This is a genomic window from Bradyrhizobium sp. (assembly GCF_049586575.1).
Classification (GTDB): domain Bacteria; phylum Pseudomonadota; class Alphaproteobacteria; order Rhizobiales; family Xanthobacteraceae; genus Bradyrhizobium.
Genome location: NZ_JBAVCF010000673.1, coordinates 1 through 18,061 on the forward strand (window position 1 = coordinate 1; position 18,061 = coordinate 18,061).

Annotated in this window: 18 protein-coding genes and 1 pseudogene; 13 read left to right on the top strand and 6 right to left on the bottom strand. The window is 62.2% G+C overall.

What is annotated here, in order from left to right; translation table 11 throughout:
- Positions 1-359: EamA family transporter (locus tag WB528_RS24660; RefSeq protein ID WP_423891615.1), on the bottom strand; the 359-nt coding region annotated here is incomplete at its 3' end.
- A 70-nt stretch (positions 360-429) separates the two neighbouring features.
- Here WB528_RS24660 and WB528_RS24665 point away from each other — a divergent pair.
- From WB528_RS24665 to WB528_RS24720, 12 genes are all read left to right on the top strand, one after another.
- Entirely contained in the window at positions 430-909 is a 480-nt protein-coding gene (locus tag WB528_RS24665; protein WP_423891617.1) for a MaoC family dehydratase, read from the top strand.
- A gap of 76 nt (positions 910-985) precedes the next feature.
- Positions 986-2,035 (top strand): GTPase ObgE, encoded by a 1,050-nt coding sequence (obgE, locus tag WB528_RS24670; RefSeq protein ID WP_423891620.1) that lies wholly within the window; start codon positions 986-988, stop codon positions 2,033-2,035.
- A 53-nt stretch (positions 2,036-2,088) separates the two neighbouring features.
- Entirely contained in the window at positions 2,089-3,231 is a 1,143-nt protein-coding gene (proB, locus tag WB528_RS24675; protein ID WP_423891623.1) for a glutamate 5-kinase, read from the top strand.
- Between the two features lie 108 nt (positions 3,232-3,339).
- Positions 3,340-4,632: a glutamate-5-semialdehyde dehydrogenase gene (locus WB528_RS24680; RefSeq protein ID WP_423891625.1), complete on the top strand. Its 1,293-nt coding sequence runs from the start codon at positions 3,340-3,342 to the stop codon at positions 4,630-4,632.
- A 67-nt stretch (positions 4,633-4,699) separates the two neighbouring features.
- Positions 4,700-5,329 (top strand): nicotinate-nucleotide adenylyltransferase, encoded by a 630-nt coding sequence (locus tag WB528_RS24685; protein WP_423891627.1) that lies wholly within the window; start codon positions 4,700-4,702, stop codon positions 5,327-5,329.
- Between the two features lie 289 nt (positions 5,330-5,618).
- Positions 5,619-5,975 carry a ribosome silencing factor gene (gene rsfS / locus WB528_RS24690; RefSeq protein WP_423891649.1) on the top strand — a complete coding sequence of 119 codons (357 nt, stop codon included), beginning with the start codon at positions 5,619-5,621 and terminating at the stop codon, positions 5,973-5,975.
- A 173-nt stretch (positions 5,976-6,148) separates the two neighbouring features.
- A complete protein-coding gene (gene rlmH, locus WB528_RS24695) occupies positions 6,149-6,631 on the top strand; it encodes a 23S rRNA (pseudouridine(1915)-N(3))-methyltransferase RlmH (RefSeq protein ID WP_423891629.1) in 483 nt (160 codons plus the stop codon).
- Positions 6,632-6,746: 115 nt separating this feature from the next.
- Positions 6,747-8,045, top strand: a complete 1,299-nt coding sequence (locus tag WB528_RS24700; protein ID WP_423891651.1) for a murein hydrolase activator EnvC family protein — start codon at positions 6,747-6,749, stop codon at positions 8,043-8,045.
- Complete coding sequence (locus WB528_RS24705; RefSeq protein ID WP_423891632.1) at positions 8,042-9,409, top strand: S41 family peptidase; 1,368 nt, start codon at positions 8,042-8,044, stop codon at positions 9,407-9,409. Before WB528_RS24700 ends, WB528_RS24705 begins: the two co-directional genes overlap by 4 nt.
- A gap of 174 nt (positions 9,410-9,583) precedes the next feature.
- Positions 9,584-10,804: a divergent polysaccharide deacetylase family protein gene (locus WB528_RS24710; protein WP_423891634.1), complete on the top strand. Its 1,221-nt coding sequence runs from the start codon at positions 9,584-9,586 to the stop codon at positions 10,802-10,804.
- Positions 10,805-11,012: 208 nt separating this feature from the next.
- Positions 11,013-11,516, top strand: a complete 504-nt coding sequence (locus WB528_RS24715) for an RNA pyrophosphohydrolase (RefSeq protein ID WP_423891636.1) — start codon at positions 11,013-11,015, stop codon at positions 11,514-11,516.
- A gap of 53 nt (positions 11,517-11,569) precedes the next feature.
- Positions 11,570-12,076 carry an RNA pyrophosphohydrolase gene (locus tag WB528_RS24720; protein WP_423891637.1) on the top strand — a complete coding sequence of 169 codons (507 nt, stop codon included), beginning with the start codon at positions 11,570-11,572 and terminating at the stop codon, positions 12,074-12,076.
- 30 nt (positions 12,077-12,106) lie between these two features.
- Here the strand turns inward: WB528_RS24720 and WB528_RS24725 are convergent, their stop codons facing one another.
- The 5 genes from WB528_RS24725 to WB528_RS24745 form a co-directional block, all read right to left on the bottom strand.
- Entirely contained in the window at positions 12,107-12,514 is a 408-nt protein-coding gene (locus tag WB528_RS24725) for a F0F1 ATP synthase subunit epsilon (protein WP_423891639.1), read from the bottom strand.
- Positions 12,515-12,600: 86 nt separating this feature from the next.
- The gene (gene atpD, locus WB528_RS24730) at positions 12,601-14,043 is read right to left on the bottom strand and encodes a F0F1 ATP synthase subunit beta (RefSeq protein ID WP_423891641.1); all 1,443 of its coding nucleotides are present in this window, start codon (positions 14,041-14,043) and stop codon (positions 12,601-12,603) included.
- A gap of 62 nt (positions 14,044-14,105) precedes the next feature.
- Positions 14,106-14,984 carry a F0F1 ATP synthase subunit gamma gene (locus tag WB528_RS24735; RefSeq protein WP_423891643.1) on the bottom strand — a complete coding sequence of 293 codons (879 nt, stop codon included), beginning with the start codon at positions 14,982-14,984 and terminating at the stop codon, positions 14,106-14,108.
- 61 nt (positions 14,985-15,045) lie between these two features.
- Entirely contained in the window at positions 15,046-16,575 is a 1,530-nt protein-coding gene (atpA, locus tag WB528_RS24740; protein WP_423891645.1) for a F0F1 ATP synthase subunit alpha, read from the bottom strand.
- Complete coding sequence (locus WB528_RS24745) at positions 16,575-17,132, bottom strand: F0F1 ATP synthase subunit delta (protein WP_423891647.1); 558 nt, start codon at positions 17,130-17,132, stop codon at positions 16,575-16,577. The genes atpA and WB528_RS24745 overlap by 1 nt, the downstream gene beginning before the upstream one ends.
- Positions 17,133-17,795: 663 nt before the next feature.
- Here WB528_RS24745 and WB528_RS24750 point away from each other — a divergent pair.
- Positions 17,796-18,061 (top strand): annotated as a pseudogene (locus tag WB528_RS24750) (septal ring lytic transglycosylase RlpA family protein); the annotation flags it as partial.

Genomic DNA, 18,061 nt, shown 5'->3' on the forward strand with positions numbered 1-18,061 from the left:
GTGACGAAAATCGGCGTCGCCAGGTAATAGGTGACGACATCGGCGAGCGGCAGATAGACAGTTGCAAGAAAGAACGCGGCGATCTCGAAGGTCGACAGTACGAGGCGCAGAAACTGCAGCCGGGGCCGCTCAATTCGCCGGAATTCATGGCGCTGCCACCATATCGACGGCGCCAGGAGGGCGAGCGCCGCGCAAGCACGCAGCAGCATCAATTGCCCGACCGAATAGGTCGCGACGATATATTTGCCGAGCGTGTCGCCGAACGCGAACATGCAGACCGAGACCAGCATCAGCGCGATACCGGCCAGCCGCGCGGAACGATCATCAAGCGTTGTGGAGATTTTGGCGAGCAAACTCATTCGGGACCGCAGTATCCTACTATAAACTTCGTGATGGTCCGGCGCCACGCGGCCAATCAGGGGAGCAGATATGACCGATTTCGACCCCGCCAAACATCGCATGGTGCAACAGCAGCGCTGGTTCGAGGATTTTTCGCTTGGCGAGCGCTTCGTCATTCCGAGCCGCACCATGACGTCAGCCGTCTTCGCGGCCTTCCAGACTGCCAGCGGCGACACCCACCCCGTGCATTACGATGTCGAATATTGCCGCGCACGTGGCATGCCGAACCTGCTCGCCCACGGTTTTCAGACCCTGATCCATACCGCGCCTGGAGCCGGAATGTTTCCCTTCATGGTCGAGGAATCGTTGGTCGGTTTCCTCGAACAGTCGAGCCGGTTCGTGAAGCCGGTCTATGCCGGTGACACGATCTATCCGGCGCTGGAGGTGACGGAACTGACCGCGGGACGTACCACCGGCGTCGTCACCTTGCGCTCGACCGTATTCAATCAGCGGCGCGAGATGGTACTGGAAGGATGGCAGAAATTCCTCATTCGGCGGCGGCCGACATGACTGCAACGCGCCAGATAACCCACATTTACCAAGCTTTGTGGTTGCTGCTGCGCCGTGCCTGCCCTACCTATGCGCCATGAAATTCCTCGACGAAGCCAAGGTCTATATTCGCTCCGGCGACGGCGGTAACGGCTGCGTGGCGTTCCGCCGCGAAAAGTATGTCGAGTTCGGCGGTCCCTCCGGCGGCAATGGCGGCCGCGGCGGCGACGTCGTTGTCGAAGTCGTCGATGGGCTCAACACCCTGATCGACTACCGCTACCAGCAGCACTTCAAGGCACAGAAGGGCACCAATGGCATGGGCAAGGATCGCCATGGCGCTAACGGCAAGTCCATCGTCCTCAAGGTGCCGGTCGGTACGCAAATCTTCGACGAAGACAGAACGACGTTGATCCACGATTTCACGGAGCTCGGCGAGAAGTTCGTGCTGGCTGAAGGCGGCAATGGCGGCTTCGGCAATGCGCACTTCAAGTCCTCCACCAATCGCGCGCCGCGCAACGCCAATCCCGGCGAGGTCGGCGAGGAACGCTGGATCTGGCTGCGGTTGAAACTGATCGCGGACGCGGGCCTGGTCGGCCTCCCCAATGCCGGCAAGTCGACCTTCCTTTCCAAGGTCAGCGCCGCGAAGCCGAAAATCGCCGACTATCCCTTCACCACGCTGCATCCGCAGCTCGGCGTCGTGAACGCCGATGGCCGCGAATTTGTGCTGGCCGATATTCCCGGACTGATCGAGGGCGCTCATGAGGGCGCCGGCCTCGGCGATCGCTTCCTTGGTCACGTCGAGCGCTGCCGCGTGCTGCTGCATCTGGTGGACGCCACCAGTGAGCACGCCGGCAAGGCCTACAAGACCGTGCGCAACGAGCTCGAGGCTTATGAAGGCCAGCTCGCCGAGAAGATCGAGATCGTGGCGCTGAACAAGATCGACGCCGTCTCGCCGGACGAGTTGAAGAAGCAGAAGGATCGCCTGAAACGGGCCGCCAGGAAAACGCCGCTCTTGATTTCCGCCGCGACCGGCGAAGGCGTACCTGCCGCTCTACGCGCACTAGCGGAGGTGATCGGCGAAGCGCCGGTCTCAGGCAAGGCTAAAAGCGGCGCGCAGGCGGAGCCGTGGGCAACTCAAACCAGCTAGCTTGCCATATACTGTACCACCCTCGTCGTTGAAGCCTGCAAAGTCTCAAAGCCATGGCCCGCCCAAGCCTAGAAAACTTCCGCCGCATCGTCGTCAAGGTCGGCTCCTCGCTGCTCATTGATTCCAATGCCGGCGAGGTGCGGACGCCCTGGCTCTCGGCCCTCGCGGGCGACCTTGCCAAACTGCATGGCGAAGGACGCGAGGTGCTGGTCGTCTCGTCCGGTTCGATTGCACTGGGACGCAGCCGTCTGAAGCTGGCGCGCGGACCGCTCAAGCTCGAGGAGAGCCAGGCTGCCGCCGCCGTGGGGCAGATTGCGCTGGCGCGTATCTGGTCAGAAGTGCTGGGCGCTCACAACATCGGCTCAGGACAGATCCTGGTGACCTTGCAGGACACCGAAGAGCGACGTCGCTATCTCAACGCGCGATCGACCATCGCCAAGCTTCTCGAATGGCGCGCGGTTCCGATCATCAACGAAAACGATACGGTCGCCACCAATGAAATCCGCTACGGCGACAACGATAGGCTTGCCGCGCGCGTCGCCACGATGGCGAGCGCCGATCTTCTGATCCTGCTCTCCGATATCGACGGCCTCTATGATGCGCCGCCCGGCGCCAATCCCGACGCCAAGCTGATCCCGGTCGTGGAGTCCGTCACGTCCGAAATCGAGGCAATGGCGGGCGCTGCCGAATCCGAATTGTCGCGCGGCGGCATGCGCACCAAGATCGAGGCAGCCAAGATCGCGACCACAGCCGGCACGCATATGCTGATCGCCTCGGGCAAGATCGAGCACCCGCTACAAGCCATCGCCGACGGCGGCCGTTGCACCTGGTTTTTGACGCCGGCCAACCCGGTCACCGCACGGAAGCGATGGATTGCGGGTTCGCTCGAACCGAAGGGCACCCTGACCATCGATGCCGGTGCGGTGAACGCGCTACGCGCCGGCAAAAGTCTGCTGCCGGCCGGCGTGATCCGCATCGATGGCCAATTCGCCCGCGGCGATGCCGTGGTGGTGCGCGGTCCCGATACCCATGAGATCGGCCGCGGCCTTGTCGCCTACGACGCCGACGATGCCGAGAAGATCAAGGGCCGTTCGTCGGGCGACGTGATGACGATCCTCGGCATCTCCGGCCGCGCCGAGATGATCCACCGCGACGATCTCGTCATCGGCCCCAGCGGGGCACACGCGGCAGGCTAGGCCAATGGCCGACTGGTGCGGCGAAAGCGATCTGCCATGCCGGTTCCGCGCCTCGCCAAGCTGTCGTTTTCCGTGCTAGAACATGGCCTTAATTGCAGGCTAATTTCCATGACCGCGCCCCTCAAAGCTATCGACGGCAACGCCGATTTACCCGAACTGATGAACGCTCTTGCCGGGCGGGCGCGCGAGGCCGCGCAGGTGCTCGCGCTCGCCTCGGCTGAGCAGAAGAACAAGGCGCTCGACGCCATCGAGCGTGCCATCCGCACGAACGCGGCCGCGATCCTGGCTGCGAATGCCGAAGACGTCACTGAAGCTCGCGCGGGCGGCGCCACCGCAGCCTTCATCGACCGTCTGACGTTGACCCAAAGCCGCATCGACGCCATGGCCGACGGGGTTGCGACCGTGCGCGCGATCGAGGATCCGATTGGCGTCGTAACCGAGCGCTGGCAGCGCCCCAACGGCATGACCATCGAACGCGTTCGTGTGCCGCTCGGGGTCATCGCGGTCATCTTCGAAAGCCGCCCCAATGTCGCGGCAGATGCGGGCGTGCTCTGCCTGAAATCGGGTAACGCCGTGATCCTGCGCGGCGGCTCCGACAGTTTCCGCTCCTGCCGGGCGATCCATGATTGCCTGGTGCAGGGCTTGCGCGAGGCCGGTCTTCCCGAGGCGGCCGTCACGCTCGTGCCGACGCGCGATCGTGCCGCGGTCGGACTGTTGTTGACGGGACTTGGCGGCGCCGTCGACGTTATCGTGCCGCGCGGCGGCAAGGGCCTCGTCAGTAGGGTCGAGGCGGAAGCGCGCGTGCCGGTGTTCGCGCATCTCGAAGGCGTCAACCACGTCTATGTCGATCACGCCGCCAAACTGGAGATGGCGAAATCGATTGTGCTGAACGCCAAGATGCGGCGGCCCGGGGTCTGCGGCGCGGCCGAGACCTTGCTGGTCGATCGCAAGGGGGCGCCTACATTGCTCAAGCCGCTGGTCGAGATGCTGCTCGACGCAGGCTGCGAGGTGCGCGGCGACGATAGCGTCCAGCGAACCGATGCCCGGGTGAAGCCGGCTTCCGACGAAGACTGGGATACGGAATACGAGGCTCCTATCATTGCAGCCAAAGTCGTCGGCGGTCTCGACGAGGCGATCTCTCATATTCACGATCACGGATCGCACCACACCGACGCGATCGTGACCGAAGACCAAGCCGCGGCCGGCAAATTCCTCAACGAGGTCGATTCCGCCATCGTGTTGCACAACGCCTCGACCCAGTTCGCCGATGGCGGCGAGTTCGGCTTCGGGGCGGAGATCGGAATTGCGACCGGCAGGTTCCACGCCCGCGGTCCCGTGGGTGCAGAGCAATTGACCAGCTTCAAATATCGCGTTCATGGTACCGGACAGACCCGGCCGTGAGGCAAGCGCTACGTGTGAGGCCAATGCGTAGGGACGAACACGTGCGGTGGCGCCGGTGAATAAAGTTGTGCCCGCGCCGTTGTCCGTTGCCTCCGTCCTTCCGCCCTATGTCAACGGCATGCGCATCGGGCTGCTCGGCGGCTCCTTCGATCCGCCGCATTTGGCCCACCGCGCCATCAGCCTTTTTGCGATCAAGCGCTTAAAGCTTGACCGGGTGTGGTGGCTGGTGACGCCGGGCAATCCGCTCAAGACCGACCGAACGCCGCATGATCTCGCCGAGCGCATGGAGGCCGCGCGGAACGTCGCGCACGATCCGCGCATCGACATCAGCTGTCTCGAATCCGTCATCGGAACGCGCTACACTGCGGAGACGATTAGATATTTGTGCCGCCGCGCGTCCGGCCTGCACTTTGTCTGGATCATGGGGGCGGACAATCTTGCGCAATTTCACCGCTGGCATGATTGGCGGCGTATCGCATCCGAGGTGCCGATCGCTGTGATCGATCGTCCGCCGCAGAGCCTTCGCGCGCTCGCTTCGCCTGCTGCTCAGGCCCTGACACGCTACCGTCTGCCCGAAAATCAGGCCGCAAGCCTCGCCAACCAGCACACGCCTGCCTGGGTTTTTCTCACCGGCATGAAGCTTCACCTGTCATCGACGGGCCTGCGGAACCAGGATGGAAGCTGGAGGACGGATTGAGGCCGTGGCGCGGCAGCGCCAGCATGAAATTACCGGCAACCCCGCAATTTTTCCGAAGTTCGTGTCGGAATGGCCGCAGGCAAACTTTCGAGCTTCGGAAACGCCGTACTGGGGCTACTGGATATTGAAACCGTTAACCCCACATGCATAGAATAGTGGCGGGCTTCCGAAGGATTCGGTGTCCGCGATACAGTGAAAGGAATGGTCCCTGGCCACGTCTGTATTGTCCAAGTCTGTTTTACCCAAGGCAACCAAACCCGCGCGTAAAACATCGACCCGAGCTGCGGCCTTGAAGGCGCAACCAGACGCCGACAAGACGCTGAATATGATCCTCTCCCGCCTCGACGATATGAAGGCGGAAGACACGGTCACCATCGACCTTCGCGGCAAATCTGCATTTACCGACTATATGGTCGTCACCACCGGCCGGGTGAACCGGCACGTCGGTGCGATCGCGGAAAATGTTGCCAAAGGTCTTAAAGAGAGTGGAGTCACCAGTCCTCATGTCGAAGGCTTGCCCAATTGCGATTGGGTGCTGATCGATTCGGGGGACGTGATCGTCCACATCTTCAGACCCGAGGTCCGCGAATTCTACAATCTTGAACGGTTGTGGACGCAAGGTCGGGCGGCGGCGAAGGCGATCTAGCCTTTGGCTCGGTAGAGAGGTTTGGAGTCCGGTATTTTTCCTGGGCCGCGTCCCGGAGGATGGCGGATGTCAACTTGGCGCCGTAGGCTCGGGGCGGAGCCGCTGTGTGACGCCAGGGTTTCGATTCCGAAGTTCGCCGCACTGACCCAAACCCGCGGAAGCTGGGCCTGATCATGCGCCTCCTCGTCATTGCCGTCGGGCGGCTTAAGCAGGGGCCGGAACGAGAGCTTGCCGAACGCTATCGCGAGCGGTTCGACGACATCGGCCGCAAGCTCGGTTTTCGCGGCCTCGAAATTCAAGAATTGGCCGAGAGCCGCGCGCGGGACACGAATTCCCGCATTGCCGAGGAGGCCGCGGCGATTACCGCGGCAATCCCGCCGAAATCGGTGCTGATCGCGCTCGACGAACGTGGCGACAATCTCGACAGCGGCACGTTTGCCCACCATCTAGGCCGCTGGCGCGACGACCATGTCGCCAACACTATTTTTGCAATCGGTGGCGCGGACGGACTTTCGCCCGAATTGCGGCGCATGGCACGATTGAGGATGGCATTCGGTTCTGCGACCTGGCCGCACCAGATGGTGCGGGTCATGCTTCTTGAGCAGGTCTACCGCGCCGCGACCATCCTGGCGGGACACCCCTACCACCGCGCGTAAAAGGCGAGCGATGCTCGCATAAGGCACGACGGGATTGATGCAATCGTCGCGGAACATTTCTCGCCGTCAGGACGCCTCTCGCGGCGACGTGCTCTCCTTTGCCCGCCTTTCGCTCGTGTTGCTTTCCGCAAGTTTCGTCTCCGTCAGCGTCTCTGCGTCGGCTCAGGTCGCCGGAGCGGCACCGCAGGCAGCCACGGTGGCCTTGCCTGATGCCATCAAGCAGCGCGAGCAGGAGCTGGAAACGACGCGCGCGCAGCAAAAGAGCTCGGCCGAACTTCAGCAGCAACTCAAGGCTGAGGTCGCGGCGATCGGCCAGGACCGCAGCAAGCTCAACGCACAGCTGATCGACGTGGCGGCCCAGGTTCGCGCCGTCGAAACCAGAATCGGCGAGGCGGAAGCGCGGCTTCGTCCGCTCGACGAACGTGAAAAGCAAATCAGAAGCTCGCTCGATTCGCGCCGCTCCGAAGTAGTCGAGGTGCTGGCGGCGCTGCAGCGCGCCGGACGGCGGACACCGCCGGCCCTGCTGGTCAGGCCCGAAGACGCGTTGCAATCGCTTCGAACTGCCATACTGCTCGGCTCTGTCGTGCCCGAATTGCGTGCCCGCGCCCAAGCCCTCGCCAAGGACCTCGCTGAACTCGTCGCACTCCGCAAGGCTATCGGTTCCGAGCGTGACCGGCTTTCGGCTGACCGCGACAAGTTAGGGGACGACCAGACCCGGCTCGCGGCCCTGGTGGATGAGCGCCAGCGCAAGCAAAGCGGTGTCGAAAAGGACCTGGAGGCGGAAAGCGCGCGCGCAATCACCCTCTCCAAACAGGTCGACAGCCTTCAGGGCCTGATCAGCAAGATGGAACAGGACGTGAAGAGCGCGGCGAAAGCGGCCGCCGTCGCCAGCCAGCAGGGAACTCCCAGCACGGCCGACGGGAAGCCCAATTTGGGCGGGCTGAAAAACCCGTCCCGGTTGAGCCCGGCGATCGCGTTCGCCTCGGCCAAGGGGTTGCTCGCTTTGCCGGTCAACGGCGTCAAATTACGTGACTTTGGCGGTTCCGACGGTGCCGGCGGCGTCGAAAAAGGCATTTCCTTGGCAACCCGGGCCGGTGCGCAGGTCACAACCCCGTGTGATGGCTGGGTCGTTTACGCTGGTCCCTTTCGCAGCTACGGACAACTCTTGATCCTCAACGCCGGGGGCGGGTATCATGTCCTCATCGCCGGGATGGGGCGCATTTCGGTTAACATCGGCCAGTTTGTACTTACGGGGGAGCCGGTCGCAACCATGGGAACGACATCCCAGGTTGCTTCGATACTGGCAGCGAACGCCAGCCAGCCCGTGCTCTATATCGAGTTCCGTAAGGACGGCACTCCCATTGATCCAGGCCCATGGTGGGCCGCAAATGAAGGCGAAAAGGTTCGCGGATGATGCGCAAGACTTCTGTTATTCTCCTCAGCGCCGCCACTGGCGCGGCATTGACGCTCTTCGCGACGCAGCCGCGCGCGGTGATGATGGGATCGAGCGCCCGTGCGTCGACCTCCGACACCTATCGCCAGCTCAATCTGTTCGGCGATGTGTTCGAGCGGGTCCGTAGCGACTACGTCGAAAAGCCTGACGACAGCAAGCTCATCGAATCGGCGATCAGCGGAATGCTGAGTGGCCTCGATCCGCATTCCAGCTACATGGATGCCAAGAGCTTCCGCGACATGCAGGTGCAGACCCGCGGCGAATTTGGCGGCCTCGGCATCGAGGTCACTATGGAAGACGGTCTGATCAAGGTGGTGTCGCCGATCGACGATACGCCCGCTTCCAAGGCCGGTATCCTCGCCAACGACATCATCACCATGCTCGACGACGAGCAGGTGCAGGGCCTGACGCTCAACCAGGCGGTCGAGAAGATGCGCGGCCCGGTCAACACCAAGATCCGGCTCAAGATCGTCCGCAAGGGCCAGGACAATCCGATCGACGTCACGCTGGTGCGCGACAATATCCGCGTCCGCTCGGTCCGCGCGCGCGTGGAAGACGACGATATCGCCTATATCCGCATCACCACCTTCAACGAGCAGACCACCGAAGGGTTGAAGAAGGAAATTGGCAACTTGCAGAATCAGATCGGCGACAAGCTGAAGGGCTATGTCATCGACCTGCGCAACAACCCCGGCGGCCTGCTGGAAGAAGCGGTGACGGTTTCCGACGCGTTCCTCGAACGCGGTGAAATCGTCTCGACACGCGGACGCAACGCCGAAGAAACCCAGCGCCGCTCGGCCCGTCCGGGCGATCTGACCAAGGGCAAACCGGTGATCGTCCTGATCAACGGCGGATCGGCATCCGCCTCCGAGATCGTCGCTGGCGCGCTGCAGGACCACAAGCGCGCGACGCTGGTCGGCACCCGTTCGTTCGGCAAGGGCTCGGTCCAGACCATCATCCCGCTTGGCGCCGGCAACGGTGCCCTGCGACTCACCACGGCGCGCTATTACACGCCGTCCGGCAAATCGATCCAGGCCAAGGGCATCGTTCCCGACATCGAGGTATTGCAGGACGTGCCGGATGAATTGAAATCACGCACCGACACCAAGGGCGAAGCTTCGCTGCGCGGTCACTTGAAGAATGACGGCGACGAGAAGACCGGTTCGCAGTCTTACGTCCCGCCGGACGCCAAGAATGACAAGGCGCTGAAGATGGCGGACGACCTGCTGCACGGCGTGAAGGTCAATGCCAGCGCGCCGGCGTCCGACAACAAGGCCACGGACAAGGCCTCGGTCGAGAAGCCGTCCAACAAGGAAGCCAACTGACCGAAATTGAAGCGTTGATTCGAAAGGGCGGCCGCAACGGCCGCCCTTTTGTTTGCCGTGCCGTGATTTTGCAGGAGCGGGACCTCGATGCCGCCGCCGTCGAGGGCGCGGTTCCACCCTGCCTTTGCCTTGTGCCGACGTGGTATCTTCATCCCGATTGATTCGGGGAGTTCGATGGCAGAGGCCACCGACGAGCTGAGCGCTCCGCTAGGACGGGATGGTGAGCGCGGCAAGCGCCGCTTTCGGCTGCCTTTCACGCCAATCCAGGCGTTGTCGGTGGTGCTCGGTCTGTTTCTGGCCACGTTTGCCGGTTTTGCCCTCTTCAACGATGACCCGCTCGGCGGCGAGCCGTTGACACGAATCGCGATCGCCCCTTCACCGGGCAGCGACAAGGCTGGCGCGAAGACCAGCGAAATGTCTGCCGAGAAGCCGGCAATGGCCGGGCACCGCGCCGAAGCACCCTCGAACACGGCCCATGCCGGCGCAGGCGCCGAACAACGGACCGTCACCATCATCGACGGCTCCAGTGGCGCACGCCAGGACATAAAGATCGCTGGCGAGCCTTCCGAGAAAGATACCGCCGCGCCGGGCGTGATGCCCGGCATTGACCCGCGGTTACTTGAGAAATCGCGCTACGGCATGATCCCGACGGCCGCCGACGGGCTGAGGCCCTTCACCGCCTATGCCGGCGAGGCGGACCGCGCCAAGGCGGCGAAGATGCCGATTGTGGCCATCGTGGTGGGTGGCCTAGGTGTCGGCGCCGCGAAAACCGTCGAAGCCATATTGAGGTTGCCGGCCGCGGTCACGCTGGCATTCACCCCTTACGGATCGGACCCCGCCAAGCTTGTCGAACGGGCCCGCGCGCAGCATCACGAGATCCTGCTGCAAATTCCGATGGAACCCTACGACTATCCCGACAACGATCCGGGACCGCAGACGCTGCTCACGGCGCTGGCGCCCGAGCAGAATATCGACCGCCTGTACTGGCACCTCAGCCGATTCCAGGGCTATGCCGGAATCGCCAATTTCATGGGCGCACGCTTTGTGGCGACCGATACCGCGATGGCGCCGATCGTCAAAGAAGCCGCCAAGCGCGGCCTTGGCTACTTCGACGACGGATCGGCGCGCAGCGTCGCCCCCTCGCTGATGGCGGCCCAGGCTGTGCCTTTCGCCAAGGCTGACGTCACCATCGATGGGGTGCCGACTGCTGCAGAGATCGACCGCGCGCTAGCGAAACTCGAGGGATTGGCGAAAGAGCGGGGGCTCGCGGTCGGCGTCGCCTCGGCGTTGCCGATTTCGATCGAGCGGATCAGCGCCTGGACCAAAACGCTTGACAGCCATGGCCTCCTGCTCGTGCCATTGACAACGGCGATGATGAAATCAAAATCGAGCTAATGGAGTGGATTTGACATTCGCTACCCATCTGGCCGCGGGTTCGTCAAGCGAATGTCAAATCCAAAACTCGACTAGAAACCTATATTTGCTACTGGTCCTTTTGATTCTAACATTCGCAAAAGTGGCTGCTGAGACGGGATGCGAATGTTAGAATCGGACCACTAGCGACCCCCCTCGCCGTGCGACCCCCGCAGGAGACCTGGACGGAATGGCGCGTTACGAAGATCTGCCCTATCGAACTTGCGTCGGCATGATGCTGATCAACGCAGCCGGGCTCGTCTTCATCGGTCGCCGCGCCGGCGGCGTCGAACATGTCGACGAATCCCATGTCTGGCAAATGCCGCAAGGCGGCGTCGATCCCGGCGAGGATACCTGGGACGCCGCCAAGCGTGAACTCTACGAGGAAACCAGTGTCCGCTCGGTCGAGAAGCTCGCCGAAGTCGGCGACTGGCTGATTTATGATATTCCGCGCACCGTTGCCGGCCGGGCCTGGAAGGGCCGTTACCGGGGCCAGCGGCAGAAATGGTACGCCGTGCGCTTCACCGGGGAAGATCGCGAGATCAATGTCGCGAGCCCCGGCGGCGGACACAAGGCCGAGTTCGTCAGTTGGCGTTGGGAGCCGATGAAAAATCTCCCGGATCTGATCGTTCCGTTCAAGCGCCCAGTCTACGAGCGGGTGGTCAAGGAATTTTCCAACCTCGCGAGCGGTTGAGTTCACTCCACGTGAGCTGACGATCGGCGCCAACAACGCGAGCGTTCTCCGCCATGACAAAGCCCTACCGTCCCAATGTCGGCATTGCGCTGTTCAATGCCGGCGGTCAGGTCTTGATCGGCCGGCGATTCAAGGACGACGGTCCGGAGATCATTCTCCCCGGCATGGAGTGGCAAATGCCGCAGGGCGGAATCGATGCCGAGGAAAATCCGCATCAGGCGGTGATGCGCGAACTCTGGGAGGAGACCGGAGTCAAAAGCGCCGATTATCTCGGCGAGACCGATTGGCTGACTTACGAATTCCCGCTCTATACCGGGCCCCAATCGCACGGGCTCGCGCGGTTTCGCGGCCAGCGGCAAAAATGGTTCGCGCTGCGTTTTTCCGGCTCGGAGCGGGAAATCGATCCTCTGATCTCACGCAACGGCCAACCGCCGGAATTCGATCAATGGCGATGGGAGCGCCTCGACCGCGTCGCCGATCTCGTGGTGCCGTTCCGGCGCGGCGTCTACCAGGCCGTAGCGAAGCAATTTTCAGGATTTTCCGCGATCTCGCCGGATTAATTCGCGGCAACGGCCGAACGGATACGCGGCTTAGTGCAGCGCCGTCGTACTGAGCTCGTGCTGGATGCTCTTGTAGTGATCGAGCCTCTCGATCGCACGATCAAGCTCGGAGCCTTCCTTCTCAGCAAGCTTGGCCTCCATTTCGGAGATCGTCTCGGCGAACTCGGCGCGATCCAGTTCGTCGAGCGACGTCGCGACGTCGGCGAGCACCGTGAGACCCTTCTCGGAGACTTCCGCAAGTCCGCCGAGCACGATGATCTTCTCCTTCGACCCGCCCGATATCACCGTCAGGATGCCCGGCCGGATCGCGGCCACGACCGGCGCATGTCCGGCCAGCACGCCGAAATCGCCCTCGACCCCGGGAACGTCGACCTGGTCGACCTCGCCGGAGAAGGCCATTTTTTCGGGCGAGACGAGATCAAAGTGGAAGGTGGCCATGTGAACCCTGCGCGTAGCGAATAGTGAATGGCGAAATTAAAGGGAGCAGCGGCGAACTATTCGCTACTCCCCTTCGTCATTCGCCCTCAGGCCGCCTCGGCGGCCAGCTTCTTGCCCTTTTCGACCGCCTCTTCGATGGTGCCGACCATGTAGAAGGCAGCTTCCGGCAGATGATCGTACTTGCCTTCGCACAAGTCGCGGAAACCCTTGATGGTGTCGGCGAGGTCGACGAACTTGCCCGGCGAACCGGTGAAGACTTCGGCGACGTGGAACGGCTGCGACAGGAAACGCTCGACCTTGCGGGCGCGCGCGACCGTGATCTTGTCCTCTTCGGACAGCTCGTCCATGCCGAGAATGGCGATGATGTCCTGTAGCGACTTATATTTCTGCAGCACCTGCTGCACCATCCGCGCGGTGGTGTAGTGCTGTTCGCCGACGACCAGCGGCGACAACATACGCGAGGTCGAGTCGAGCGGATCCACCGCCGGGTAGATGCCTTTTTCCGAGATCGCCCGGTTCAGCACCGTGGTCGCGTCCAAATGGGCGAACGAGGTCGCGGGCGCGGGGTCGGTCAAATCGTCGGCCGGCACGTAGATCGCCTGCACCGAAGTAATCGATCCCTTGTGCGTCGTGGTGATGCGTTCCTGCAGCGCGCCCATGTCGGTCGCGAGCGTCGGCTGATAGCCCACCGCCGAAGGAATGCGCCCGAGCAGCGCCGACACTTCGGAACCCGCCTGGGTAAAGCGGAAGATGTTGTCGACGAAGAACAGCACGTCCTGGCCCTGGTCGCGGAAATGCTCGGCCACGGTCAGGCCGGTAAGGCCGACGCGAGCACGCGCGCCCGGCGGTTCGTTCATCTGGCCGAACACCAGCGCGCATTTCGATTTAACGCTTGGATCGGGATGGTGTGGGTCCGCGTTGACCTTCGATTCGATGAACTCGTGATAGAGGTCATTGCCTTCGCGGGTCCGCTCGCCGACGCCGGCGAACACCGAGTAACCACCATGCGCCTTCGCGACGTTGTTGATCAGTTCCTGGATCAGCACGGTCTTGCCGACGCCGGCGCCGCCGAACAGGCCGATCTTGCCGCCCTTGGCGTAGGGCGCGAGCAAATCCACCACCTTGATGCCGGTGACGAGGATTTCAGCTTCGGTAGACTGATCGGTGTAGAGCGGCGCTTCCTGGTGGATGGCGCGCAAACCCTCCGATTCAACCGGGCCCGCCTCATCGATCGGCTCGCCGATGACGTTGATGATGCGTCCCAACGTTCCGGCGCCGACCGGCACCATGATCGGATTGCCGGTGTCGGTGACTTCCTGGCCGCGTACCAGACCCTCGGTGGTGTCCATCGCGATCGTGCGCACCGTGGACTCGCCGAGATGCTGCGCGACCTCGAGAACCAGGCGATTACCGCCGTTCTTGGTTTCGATCGCGTTCAGAATCGCGGGCAGATGTCCTTCGAACTGCACGTCGACGACGGCGCCGATGACCTGCGTGATGCGTCCGGTCTGGTTGGCAGGTGAAGCCATAAAACTATCTCCTTCGAATTCGTATCTCTGGACAACCGTCAGTCCAATCGTGCGTGTCGCCGTTACATCGCCTCGGCGCCGGAGATGATTTCAATCAGCTCCTTGGTGATCATGGCTTGACGGGTTCGGTTGTAAATCAAGGTCTGCTTGCGGATCATGTCGCCGGCGTTGCGGGTGGCGTTGTCCATCGCGCTCATCTGGGCGCCGTAGAACGAGGCGTTGTTTTCCAGCAGCGCGCGGAAGACCTGTACCGCGATGTTGCGCGGCAGGAGTCGCGGCAGGATCTCGTCTTCTTCCGGCTCGTATTCGTAGGAAACCGCCGGGGCCGCATTGGCCGCGGGCGCTTCGACGACGAGCGGAATGATCTGCTGTGCGGTCGGGATCTGGGCGATCACCGAGCGGAAGCGCGAATAGAACAGCGTGCAGACGTCGAATTCGCCATTGTTGAAGCGCGCGATGACCTTCTTGGCGACATCTTCAGCGTTGACGAAGCCAAGCTGGCGAACCGAGCGCAGCTCGACACTTTCCACGATCTGCTTTTCGAAGGTGCGACGGAGTTGCTCCAGTCCCTTGCGGCCGACGCAGAAGAACTTCACCTCTTTACCCTGGGCAGCCAGTTTCAGCGCATGTTCGCGCGCGAGCCGCACGATCGACGAGTTGAAGGCGCCCGAAAGGCCGCGTTCGCCGGTGCATACCAGCAGCAGATGCACCTGATCCTTGCCCGTTCCGGCCAGAAGCGCCGGCGCGCCAGGCGAATTTGCAGCAGCCGCGGCAATGTCGGAGATCACCGCATCCATTTTCTCGGCATAAGGCCGCGCGGCTTCGGCGGCGCTCTGTGCCCGGCGCAGCTTGGAGGCTGCGACCATCTGCATCGCCTTGGTGATCTTCTGCGTCGCCTTGGTCGAGGCGATGCGGACCCGCATGTCCTTTAGTGAAGCCATTTAAGTCTAATCCACAGACCTCGGTTGCGCGCACCTCCCCGATGCGGGGGAGGCGAAGAAATCAAGCAAGCGTCTTGATGAAACCCTCGACCACGCTCTTCAGCTTGGCCGCGGTATCGTCGCTGAGATCGCGGCTGTCACGAATGGTGTTGAGGATCTCGACGTTCTTGCCGCGCAGCACCGACAGCAGCCCGTCCTCGAACGCCCTCACCTTGTTGAGCGGAAGCGCGTCGAGATAGCCGTTGGTGCCGGCCCAGATCACGCAGACCTGCTCTTCCATCTTCAGCGGCGAGAACTGCGGCTGCTTGAGGAGTTCTGTCAGGCGCGAGCCGCGATTGAGCAGGCGCTGGGTCGAGGCGTCGAGGTCGCTTCCGAACTGCGCGAATGCCGCCATTTCGCGGTACTGCGCGAGCTCACCCTTGATCTTGCCGGCGACCTTCTTCATCGCCTTGGTCTGCGCCGAAGATCCGACGCGCGAGACCGACAGACCGACGTTCACCGCGGGACGGATGCCCTGAAAGAACAGGTCGGTTTCGAGGAATATCTGGCCGTCGGTGATCGAAATGACGTTGGTCGGAATATAGGCCGAGACGTCATTGGCCTGGGTTTCGATGACCGGCAGCGCCGTCAGCGATCCCGAACCCTGATCCTTGTTGAGCTTGGCGGCGCGCTCGAGCAGGCGCGAATGCAGATAGAACACGTCGCCGGGATAGGCTTCGCGGCCCGGCGGGCGGCGCAGCAACAGCGACATCTGGCGGTAGGCGACGGCCTGCTTGGACAAGTCGTCGTAGATGATGACCGCGTGCATGCCGTTGTCGCGGAAATACTCACCCATGGTGCAGCCGGTGAACGGCGCGATGTACTGCATCGGCGCTGGATCGGACGCAGTGGCCGCGACCACGATCGAATATTCCAGCGCGCCCTGTTCTTCGAGCACCTTCACGAACTGCGCGACGGTGGAGCGCTTCTGCCCAATCGCGACGTAGACGCAATAGAGCTTGATGTTCTCGTCCGGCTGCGCGTTGAGCGGCTTCTGGTTCAGAATGGTATCGAGCGCGATCGCGGTCTTGCCGGTCTGACGATCGCCGATGATCAGCTCACGCTGGCCGCGGCCGATCGGAATCAGCGCATCGATCGCCTTCAACCCGGTCGCCATCGGCTCGTTGACCGACTTGCGCGGAATGATGCCGGGCGCCTTGACGTCGACGCGCATGCGCTTGTCGGCCTTGATCGGGCCCTTGCCGTCGATCGGATTGCCGAGCGCATCGACCACGCGGCCGAGCAAGCCCTTGCCGACCGGCGTATCGACGATGGCGCGGGTGCGCTTGACAGTCTGGCCTTCCTTGATTTCGCGGTCGGCGCCGAAAATCACGATACCGACGTTGTCGGTTTCAAGGTTCAGCGCCATGCCGCGCGTACCGTTTTCGAACTCGACCATCTCGCCGGCCTGGACGTTGTCGAGGCCGAAGACGCGGGCAATGCCGTCGCCGACGGACAACACCTGTCCGACTTCGGAGACCTCGGCCTCCTGGCCAAAATTCTTGATCTGGTCCTTGAGGATCGCGGAAATTTCCGCGGCGCGGATGTCCATCAGCCTGCCTCTTTCATCGCGTGCTTGATCGAATTGAGTTTGGTGCGAAGCGAACTATCGACCATGCGGCTGCCGAGTTTGACAACGAGGCCACCGATGATCGACGGATCGACATTCACGTTGAGAGAAACGTCCTTGCCCGTCACCGACTTCAGCGCGGTCTTGAGGGCATCGAGATTCTTGTCGCTGAGCTGTTCGGCCACCGTGACGTCAGCGGTCGCCTCGCCCTTGAACTTCGCCACCAACGCGCGGAAGGCGCGGATCACCTGATCCACGGCGAACAGCCGCCGATTGGCGGTAAGAACTTTGAGGAAATTGCCGGAAATGCCGGAAATCCCAGCCCTGTCGAGCACCGCCGATAGCGCCTTCACCTGCGTATCGGACGAAAAAACCGGGCTGCGAACGAGACGCTTCAGATCGGCGCTGTCCGCCAGCATCGCATCGAATCTGTCGAGGTCCGCCTTGACCGCGTCGATTGACTTCTCATCGCGCGCCAATTCGAACAGGGCCGTTGCATAACGACCGGACACTCCCGAAACGGACGGATTTTCAGCCACGAACGCGCTCTTTTTTGCTGTCAAACTCGCAAGGGAAAAACCGTCGCCAAAATGCGGCGCCTAGCGATCCAAGCCCTTGAAGTTCAAGCGGGACTTCGATTTTCGACCGGCACAGGCAGCGCCGGGGCCGTTAAAATCGCGGCTTTGCTAACATAGCAAGAGTGCAGGTGCAATATGACGGCGACTGCTGGCGATGCCTTGCCGCAGGTTGCTCAGCGTTCAAATTTGCCCAGCATTTTGTCGCGGCGGGTCGCCAATATGCGACGGTCGGCAGAGCCCCCGCCAGCTTCACCCGGTCGGCTGACCTGACGCCTCGAACCGCGTCCTCGTATTGTTGCATAGCAGCATGCGGTGACCGGGAATGAGGGGCGGGACCTGCCCAGCCATCCCACGGTTGCAATACTTGGGAAAGTTCGGGCCTTGGTGCTGAAGACTTCGATGATCAATAATAATATGTATTGAATTGGTTAACGGTTAGTTAATTTAGAGTATTACGGAATATCGATGGATTAGCGTTCCATGTAACAAGATGTTTCACGCAGAGACAAACCTGATCTACTGCCCATTTTATGCCTCATTGCGAAACCAAACGGCGGTCCATCAACTTGGAGCGGGGGTTCCACTTGCCGCAGATGTGGCATTACTAATTGAGGGACTAATATAATGCTGAAACTCAACAGGCAGGCGCTGGGAAAAGTAACCCAGTCGCGTACGGCGCTCATCCTTTTTGCCGCAGCTGCTTTGACCGGGGGTACCGCCTCTGAGGCCTCGGCGCGGCCCTACCGGCACCACCATCATTATTCCCATCATGCCGCCCACGCCGTCGGCTCGCCCTGGCGGGACGCCAACGCGTCGCTGGCCACGCCGTCGTTCGGCTCGGGGCGGACCTTCTCGGGAATGGCCTCCTTCTACGGCAATGAGTCCGGCAG